Below are 8,490 nucleotides of genomic sequence, written 5' to 3'. Positions count from 1 at the left end.
GTAGTGGACGCCGAGAAGKGGCAGGCGCGGGTCCTGGGCACGCAGTTCGAGGTCCGCTTGCAGTCCCGTGGTGCACAGGTCACGGTGTTGTCCGGGCGGGTTGGCGTAACGGCGGACAAGAACGCCGAGCAGCAAATTCTCACCGCCGGCCAGCAAGTCGCCTACGGCGAAGGCTCGGCGGAAAAATTCCACGCGGTGGACAGCGAAGCGCAGTTGGCATGGCGTCAGGGTTGGCTCAATTACTACAAGGCGACGTTGGCCGATGTGGTGCTGGATTTGGCGCGCTATTACCCCGGACGGATCTTGATACTCAGCGATGAACTGGCGACGCGGCGGGTCAGTGGCAGCTTTCCGAGCAGGAATCCGCAGGCGGTGTTGAGTTCGTTGCAGGGGGTGTTGGGGTTTGAGCAGCATCAGGTTTTGGGGCAGCTGATTATTTTGCGTTGATGCTGCCGGCCCCATCGCGARCAAGCTCGCTCCCACAGGTTATGTGTTGCCCCAATATTGTGGCCGACTCAAAACCTGTGGGAGCGAGCTTGCTCGCGATGGCGGCAGATCAGACACCCAATCACTCAAGAAAAAATATTTTCAGAATGTGATGAGGTAAACCCGACTGCCATCCGTGTAGTGACTGAAACTGCGAGTCATTCGCATCCGTTGCGGTTCTACACAGGTCATGAGTCATGAAGTCCAGGGCAAAATCGGGTTCGGTCAAACAGTGGTTGGGTGTGTCTGCGTTGAGCTTTTCGGCATTGGCGTTGTTGCCGCTGAGCGTGGCGCTGGCCGCAGAGGCGGGCAGCAGTCAGTCGCGTGGGCAATTCAATTTCGCACTGGCCGCCAAACCGCTGCCCCAGGCCTTGAGTGATTTCAGCCGGGTGACCGGCATCAGTGTCGTCTACACCGATGAAGCGCCGTACGGCCTCAATGCGCCCGCGGTCAATGGCCAGATGAGCGCCGAACAGGCCCTGCAACGTCTGCTCAGTGGTTCGGGATTGACCTTCCGCCGCACCGATGGGCATACCATTGCACTGGAACCACGGCCGACCGAAGGTGCGTTGAACCTGGGCGCGACCACCATTACCTCGGTGATGGATGAGTCCATGAGTTACCAGCCGCCACCGACTTCTTCGGTGATGCGCTCCTCGGCCCCGATTCAGGACATCCCGCAGACGATCAATGTCGTCCCGGCCCAGGTCATCCGCGACCAGGCGCCACGCAATCTCGATGACGCTCTGGCCAATGTCAGCGGCATCACCCAGGCCAACACTTTGGGCAGCACCCAGGATTCGGTGATGGTCCGCGGCTTTGGCGACAACCGTAATGGCTCGATCAYGCGCGACGGCATGCCGATCGTGCAGGGCCGTGGCCTCAACACCAGCGTCGACCGGGTCGAAGTGCTCAAGGGGCCTGCCTCGTTGCTCTATGGCATCCAGGATCCGGGTGGCGTGGTCAACATGGTCAGCAAAAAGCCCGAGCTTGAGCAGTACAACGCACTGACTGCGCGCGGTTCGAGCTATGGCGACGGCAAGAACGGCAGCGGCGGCGGTCTCGACAGCACCGGTGCCCTCGGCGATTCCGGGCTGGCCTACCGCATGGTGCTGGACTATGAAGACGAAGATTACTGGCGCAACTTCGGCGTGCATCGCGAGAGCCTCATCGCGCCGTCGCTGGCCTGGTACGGCGAAAGCACCAAGTTGCTGTTCTCCTATGAGCACCGCGAATTCCTCACGCCGTTCGACCGCGGCACGCTGATCGATCCACGGACCAACCATCCGCTGGACATCTCGCGCAACGAACGTCTCGACGAGCCGTTCAACAACATGGAAGGGCGTTCGGACCTCTATCACTTCGAGGCCGATCACGAGCTCAACGACAACTGGAAGGCCCATTTCGGTTACAGCTGGAACCGCGAAACCTACGACGCCAGCCAGGTGCGCGTGACTGCCATCGACACCAATAAGGGCACCCTGACCCGCAGCATGGATGGCACCCGGAATGCGATCAGCACCGACCGCTTCACCACCGCCGGCCTCGAAGGCAACGTGGATGTGTTCGGCATGCAGCATGAGCTGCTGTTCGGCGTCGATGACGAATACCGCAAGATCTTCCGCGAAGACCTGATCCGCCAGAAAAGCCGCACCCAGTTCAGCTACGTGAACCCGATCTATGGCCAGGAAGTGCCGGGCACCACTGTCAGTGCGGCCGACAGCGCGCAGACCGATGAACTGCGCAGCGATTCGGTGTTCCTGCAGGATTCCATCCACCTCAACGACCAATGGATTCTGGTGGCCGGCGCGCGCTTCCAGGCGTACGACCAGTACGCCGGCAAAGGCGTGCCGTTCCACGCCAACACCGACAGCAACGGGCAGAAATGGATACCGCGCGCGGGCCTTGTGTACAAGTACACCGACGCCTTGTCGTTCTACGGCAGCTACACCGAATCGTTCAAACCCAATTCGACCATTGCGCCGTTGAGCGGCAGCAGCACCGTGCTTGACGGCGGCATCGCGCCGGAAGAAGCCAAGTCCTGGGAGCTGGGTGCCAAGCTCGATCTGCCGGGCCGCGTCACTGGCAACATCGCGCTGTTCGACATCAAGAAACGCAACGTGCTGGTGGCCAACGCCGAAGGCCCGACGACAATTTACAGTGCCGCCGGCGAAGTGCGTTCCCGTGGCCTTGAAGTGGACTTGAGCGGTCAGCTCACCGATCGCTGGAGCATGATCGGCAGCTACGCCTACACCGATGCCGAAGTCACCGAAGACCCTGTTTACAAGGGTAATCAACTACAAAACGTGGCAAAGAACAGCGGCTCGCTGTCGGCCGTCTATGACTTCGGCACCATCGTCGGCGGCGACCAACTGCGGGTCGGCGCCGGGGCGCGTTATGTGGGTGAGCGCGCGGGCAACGCGGTGAACGATTTCGACCTGCCGGGCTACACCGTGGCCGATGCGTTCGCCACCTACGACACCAAAGTCGAAGGGCAGAAGGTCAAGTTCCAGCTCAACGTGAAGAACCTGTTTGATCGCACTTACTACACCTCGGCGGCAAGTCGGTTCTTTGTGTCGATGGGTGACTCGCGGCAGGTGACGTTGTCGAGCACCTTGGAGTTCTGACGATAGACCGCGTTATCGTTCTTCGCGGGCTTGCCCGCGAAGGCGGCAATTGAGGCGCCGAAAATCCCGGGCCTAGCGCAAAAACGCCTGTCGATACTCACCGGGCGTCCCGCCAAGTGACTGGCGAAAGCGATTGGTGAAATGGCTGGCGCTGGAAAAGCCGCAAGCCAGTGCAATCTCCCCCAGTGGTTGCGAGGTCGTGCGCAGCAACTCCCGCGCCCGGTTCAGGCGTCGTGCCAGCACATACTGATGGGGCGGCAAGCCGAAGCTTTCGCGGAACATCCGCGCGAAGTGGTATTCCGACAACGCGCACAACGCCGCCAATTGACCCAGGCTGATGGCGTCGTCCAGATGGCTGTCGATGTATTCCACCAGATGCCGACGCTGATGCGCGGCCAACCCACCTTTAAGACGCAGGCCTTGCCGGGCATTCACCTGGCTGAGCAGGGCATGGCTGAGCAGTTCGTGGGCCAGGCTGCTGGTCAGCAGGCGCTCGCCCGGCTCGTCCCAGTTCAGGGTGATCAACTGTCGAAAGAGCAGCGCCTGCTGCGGATCATCGAGAAAGGTCTGCTCGCGCAGTTGCATTTCCCGTGGTTCGCGATCGAGCAGGGTGACGCAACCGAGGGCAAATTGTTCGGGGCTGAAATACAGGTGCGCCAGGCGAATATCGCCATTGATCACCCAGCCTGACTGGTGGTCGGCCGGCAGGACGCACAGTTTATCCGGCCCCCCCTTGTTGCCGGGCTGGTCGCGGCGAAAGGTGCCGGTGCCGCCGGCAAGGTAACAGGACAACGTGTGGTGGCTGGGCGCTTCGTAATCCTGCGCATCGTGGTGATTGCTCCACAAGGCTGCAGACAAACCGTCACCGAGCTCGGCGCTGTGCTCGAGGCGAGCATTCGGCGAGCGGTTGAGGGCTTGAAAGACTTGTAGGGTATCCAGTGCAGCCATGATCGTTGCTCTCTAACACCTGCATCCAACGCCCTGCATCCTACTCCGTAGACGTGCGCCTGCCAGCCTGTCGGCAGACAAAAGCGCAAGTTTATGCAAGTGCGCCAGGGAGTGGCGCCGGACACTGGGCACCTATCGAGGAGCCTTTGTCATGAACCTTTCTTTGTACTTGCTGACCGTGCTGATCTGGGGCACCACCTGGATTGCCTTGAAATGGCAACTCGGCGTGGTGGCCATTCCCGTGTCGATCGTCTATCGCTTCGGGCTCGCTGCGCTGGTGCTGTTCGTGATCCTGCTGCTTAGCCGACGCTTGCAAGTGATGAACCGTCGCGGGCACCTGATCTGCCTGGCTCAGGGCTTGTGCCTGTTCTGCGTCAACTTCATGTGCTTCCTCACTGCGAGCCAGTGGATCCCCAGCGGCCTGGTGGCCGTGGTGTTTTCCACCGCCACCCTGTGGAATGCCCTCAACGCGCGGGTGTTCTTCGGTCAGAAAATCGCCCGCAATGTGCTGATGGGCGGCGCGCTGGGCCTGCTTGGGCTGGGCCTGTTGTTCTGGCCGGAATTGGCCGGGCGTACCGCCAGCCCGGAAACCCTGCTCGGTCTCGGTCTGGCCTTGTGCGGCACCTTGTGTTTCTCGGCGGGCAACATGCTCTCGAGCCTGCAACAGAAGGCCGGTCTCAAACCGCTGACCACCAATGCCTGGGGCATGGCTTACGGGGCGGCGATGCTCTCGGTGTGGTGTCTGGTCAAGGGCATTCCCTTCGACATGGAAATGAGCGCGCGTTACATCGGGTCACTGTTGTACCTGGTGATTCCGGGGTCGGTGATCGGTTTCACCGCCTACCTGACGCTGGTAGGCCGCATGGGGCCTGAGCGGGCTGCGTATTGTACGGTGCTATTTCCGGTGGTGGCGCTCAACGTGTCAGCGTTCGCCGAGGGCTATCAATGGACGGTGCCGGCGCTGTTGGGGCTGGTGTTGGTGATGTCGGGGAACGTACTGGTGTTTCGTAAACCCAAAGTGTCGCCGGTGCTGGGTAACGGCAAGTTGGCCTGAGGGAGGGCGTCGAGCGCCGAGTGACTCAGCGCTCGATTTTTATTGCGATGTATATCAATAACGGAAAAATGAAATCAATAATATTCCGGGCCCTGTCCTGATAGTTCCATGCGCTCGAGTCATCCATGTTGAACCATTCAGCACCGATTACTTGAAAGCCTACGTAATAGAGGAAAAGGGCGATCAACAATCCGATTAATCCAGGTTTTTTGGCTTCGTGAAATTGTTCCTGGCATGTGTTGATATTTTTGTACAGGTAATAGGTTCCAAGCAGGCAAAACAGGGTGTAGACCACTTCAAGTGTAATGATCAGCCAGTAGATGCGGTGGTGCACTATGGCTGAAGTAATAGCCCTGTGGCTGTATCTGTGACGGTCGTTGGTGGTGTCCATGCTCAGGACGTGAGCAATGTATTCATAGTTGCTCGAGTAGTCCGTGAAGTTGTTGTAAAGCATCAGCAACCCAAACAGGCTGACAAATAACATCAGTGTGGCTTTGCTGAGTCGAATGACCTGGCTTGTTGTGAATGGTGGCAAGTGGGCGGTCTCCGTTATTGTCCTTGTAGTGTCCGGGCAAATACGGAGAGTCTATCGCGTGGTTTTATGGTTTGGTTGTCGACTGAATTGCAGGATATGTATAAAGAGAGCTATTTAGTCGCTTGAAAGTAATTCTTTTAAATTGAACGGGCAGGCGCTTGTCGCTCCTGCCCGTTTTGACTTCAACCCCTCCAGACTTGCGGGTTGACCAGGTCCTGCGGTCGCTCGCCCAGCAGGGCACTGCGCAAGTTGGCCAGGGCACGGTTGGCCATGGCATCGCGGGTCTCATGGGTGGCCGAGCCGATGTGCGGCAAGGTCACGGCATTTTTCAGCTGGAACAGTGGCGACTCGGCCAGCGGTTCTTTTTCGTATACGTCCAGCCCTGCACCCCGAATGCGGTTGTTTTGCAGCGCTTCGATCAGCGCGGGCTCGTCCACCACCGGACCACGGGAAATGTTCACCAGAATGGCACTTGGCTTCATCAGCGCCAGTTCACGATGGCTGATCAAGTGTTTGGTTTTCTCGCTGAGCGGCACCACCAGGCAGACGAAATCAGCTTCAGTCAGCAATTGATCGAGGCTGCGGTACTGTGCGCCGAGTTCCTGTTCCAGTTCGTTCTTGCGGCTGTTACCGCTGTAGATAACCGGCATGTTGAATCCCAGGCGACCGCGTCGGGCGATGGCCGCACCGATATTGCCCATGCCGACGATGCCCAGGGTCTTGCCATGCACATCGCAACCGAACAGCTGTGCACCGACAGTGGCCTGCCATTGCCCGGCCTTGGTCCAGGCATCCAGTTCGGCGACGCGACGGGCGCTGCTCATCAACAGGGCAAACGCCAGGTCGGCGGTGCTTTCGGTGAGCACATCCGGCGTGTTGGTCAGCATGATCCCGCGCTCGTTGAAATAGGCCAGGTCATAGTTGTCGTAGCCCACCGAGACGCTGGACACCACTTCCAGCCTGGCGGCGTTTTCCAACTGGGCGCGACCGAGTTTGCGACCGACGCCGATCAGGCCGTGGGCGTGGGGCAGGGCCTCGTTGAATTGGGCGTTGATGTCGCCGTTTTTCGGATTCGGCACGATGACATCGAAGTCTTGTTGCAGGCGTTCGACCATTTCCGGGGTGACGCGGCTGAAAGCCAGGACAGTCTTTTTCATGGGAGGCGCACTCGTCGGGCGGTGAAGAATGATGAGCACGCTAACATTCTTCGCGGGATTTGTGCGAGTCGTCAGGCGGTCAATGCAAGCTTGCAGCTTGCGGGGCGTCATCCAGTTATACTGCCGCACTTCTTATACTGTGACATGCGGCTCACTCACCGGGCCCGACACTTCATGCACCACCCGGAGCTTTCATGACTTCCCCGAAACAACCGCCGGTCGCCGACGCCCTGAGCGACGTGCAGGCAGAGCTGCCAGACAGCGTCGACTCCAGYGCCGACAGCGAAACCAAAGCCGAGATCCCGGCCTTCAAGTTCCCGTTCAAGCCGGGTGATCTGGCGGCCGCCAAGGGCTCCAACCAGCCGTGGTACAAGAACGGCGCCAAGAACGGCCACACCAAGACCCCAGGCATGGCACCGCCGGGGACTCGTCGGTCGATGGGTAAGCGCTAAATCCGGACTTTGCGATGACAGCGCCGCCGTCATCGCGGGCAAGCCCGCTCCCACAGTAATCATCGTCGTACACAAAATATGTGTTCATCGGTGATCCTTGTGGGAGCGGGCTTGCCCGCGATGAGGCCATTCAGGGCGATGCAACTTCCTGATCAAGCCGCCCGCAACGAAATAAACGCATAATTCGCCGGCGCATCCGCCACCACTTGCGCACCGGCGGCCAGCACTTGCTCCGCAATATCATCGTCCGACACATGAAACAGCCATTCGCTGCCCCACTCCGGCAACGTTTGCCCGGCCAGGTCGTCGACGATTGCAGCAAACTCCGCCATATCGGGCAGATAAGCGGTAAACCCGTCACCCTTCAGGGCCGTCGTGCGAATACCCAGCAGCGCGCAAACTGCATCCTTGGTCTGAATATCGTCGCGATCCGCCTCGCGTGAGCGCTGGATCAGTTGCACCAGCTCCTGGTCGACCAGATTACCGCCGACAATCAGCTCCGGCCCTGTTTCCCACGACTCAGGCGGACATTCCTTCACGGCGGTGTTCAGAGGTATGTGCGGATTGATTTCCATCGGATAGATGCGGCACACCAACGGCCGGCGTTCGTAGATGCGGCAGCGGTTGTCTTCGTCAAGATTCCGGCAGGGGCCGACATTGTAGGCGGCGAAGGTGATGGCCACGTACGCGTCGGATTCGCCGCTGCGCACCGCCGCCGAACGGCGTTTGGCGTGTTCCCGTTGTTGCATCGGCAGACCCAGGCCGTTGCCCAGAAACGCTTCCACCAGCACGATCAGCTGACCACCGTCGGCGGCCCACATCCGGGCTTCGCTCAAGGTCAGGGGTACATGGTGGTCGTTGCAGCATTTGCCGCAGCCTACACAGGAAAACGTCGTATTCATTGAGCGTTGATTCGCATCACAGGGCATGAAACGGCGACAGAATGCCGCCACAAAAGCCGCTATCGAAGCAAATTATGCGCCACTCAGTTGGCCTTGCCGGCCGGGCGGATGGAGTCCCATTCGGCGACGTACGCGGTTTTGCTCTTTTTGTTGTAGAGACACAATTCAGTGCCTTGCGCGCCTTTCATGTGTTTTTGCGGGTACTGGCCCTGGAGCAGCAGCGCGGTGTAGCCGACCCGGTCATCGAACTGCGCGGCGGTGCCGACCGGTTTGCTGTCCTTCAGGGCGCTGGCCTTGGTGCAACTGGCGAGTACGGCTTTGTCGTAGGT

9 protein-coding genes are annotated in these 8,490 nt (G+C 59.7%); 4 read left to right on the top strand and 5 right to left on the bottom strand.

Translation table 11 applies throughout. The features are described from left to right. The coding region (locus tag ACXRVY_RS11335; RefSeq protein WP_458237412.1) for a FecR family protein at positions 1-447 on the top strand (447 nt) is incomplete at its 5' end. Between the two features lie 236 nt (positions 448-683). Continuing rightward, complete coding sequence (locus tag ACXRVY_RS11330; protein ID WP_458237411.1) at positions 684-3,113, top strand: TonB-dependent siderophore receptor; 2,430 nt, start codon at positions 684-686, stop codon at positions 3,111-3,113. Between the two features lie 72 nt (positions 3,114-3,185). On the opposite strand, the gene ACXRVY_RS11325 is transcribed toward ACXRVY_RS11330, so the two are convergent. Continuing rightward, entirely contained in the window at positions 3,186-4,061 is an 876-nt protein-coding gene (locus tag ACXRVY_RS11325) for a helix-turn-helix domain-containing protein (RefSeq protein WP_223460079.1), read from the bottom strand. A 151-nt stretch (positions 4,062-4,212) separates the two neighbouring features. Between ACXRVY_RS11325 and ACXRVY_RS11320 the strand changes: the two genes are divergently transcribed. Further along, positions 4,213-5,115, top strand: a complete 903-nt coding sequence (locus tag ACXRVY_RS11320; protein ID WP_223460081.1) for a DMT family transporter — start codon at positions 4,213-4,215, stop codon at positions 5,113-5,115. Between the two features lie 25 nt (positions 5,116-5,140). Here the strand turns inward: ACXRVY_RS11320 and ACXRVY_RS11315 are convergent, their stop codons facing one another. Further along, positions 5,141-5,650, bottom strand: a complete 510-nt coding sequence (locus ACXRVY_RS11315; RefSeq protein WP_223460083.1) for a DUF2165 family protein — start codon at positions 5,648-5,650, stop codon at positions 5,141-5,143. A gap of 182 nt (positions 5,651-5,832) precedes the next feature. Then, on the bottom strand, positions 5,833-6,807 hold the full coding sequence (locus tag ACXRVY_RS11310; RefSeq protein ID WP_223460085.1) for a 2-hydroxyacid dehydrogenase: 975 nt from the start codon (positions 6,805-6,807) through the stop codon (positions 5,833-5,835). Positions 6,808-7,001: 194 nt separating this feature from the next. Here ACXRVY_RS11310 and ACXRVY_RS11305 point away from each other — a divergent pair, with 194 nt between their 5' ends. Beyond that, entirely contained in the window at positions 7,002-7,259 is a 258-nt protein-coding gene (locus tag ACXRVY_RS11305) for a hypothetical protein (RefSeq protein WP_223460087.1), read from the top strand. A gap of 152 nt (positions 7,260-7,411) precedes the next feature. Here the strand turns inward: ACXRVY_RS11305 and ACXRVY_RS11300 are convergent, their stop codons facing one another. Continuing rightward, positions 7,412-8,161 (bottom strand): YkgJ family cysteine cluster protein, encoded by a 750-nt coding sequence (locus tag ACXRVY_RS11300; protein ID WP_223460089.1) that lies wholly within the window; start codon positions 8,159-8,161, stop codon positions 7,412-7,414. A gap of 83 nt (positions 8,162-8,244) precedes the next feature. Beyond that, positions 8,245-8,490: hypothetical protein (locus tag ACXRVY_RS11295; RefSeq protein ID WP_458237410.1), on the bottom strand; the 246-nt coding region annotated here is incomplete at its 5' end.

The organism is Pseudomonas sp. P5_A2_2 (genome assembly GCF_054177685.1).
Note: the sequence above shows the minus strand (reverse complement) of the source record. Positions and strands in the feature narration are given on the sequence as shown.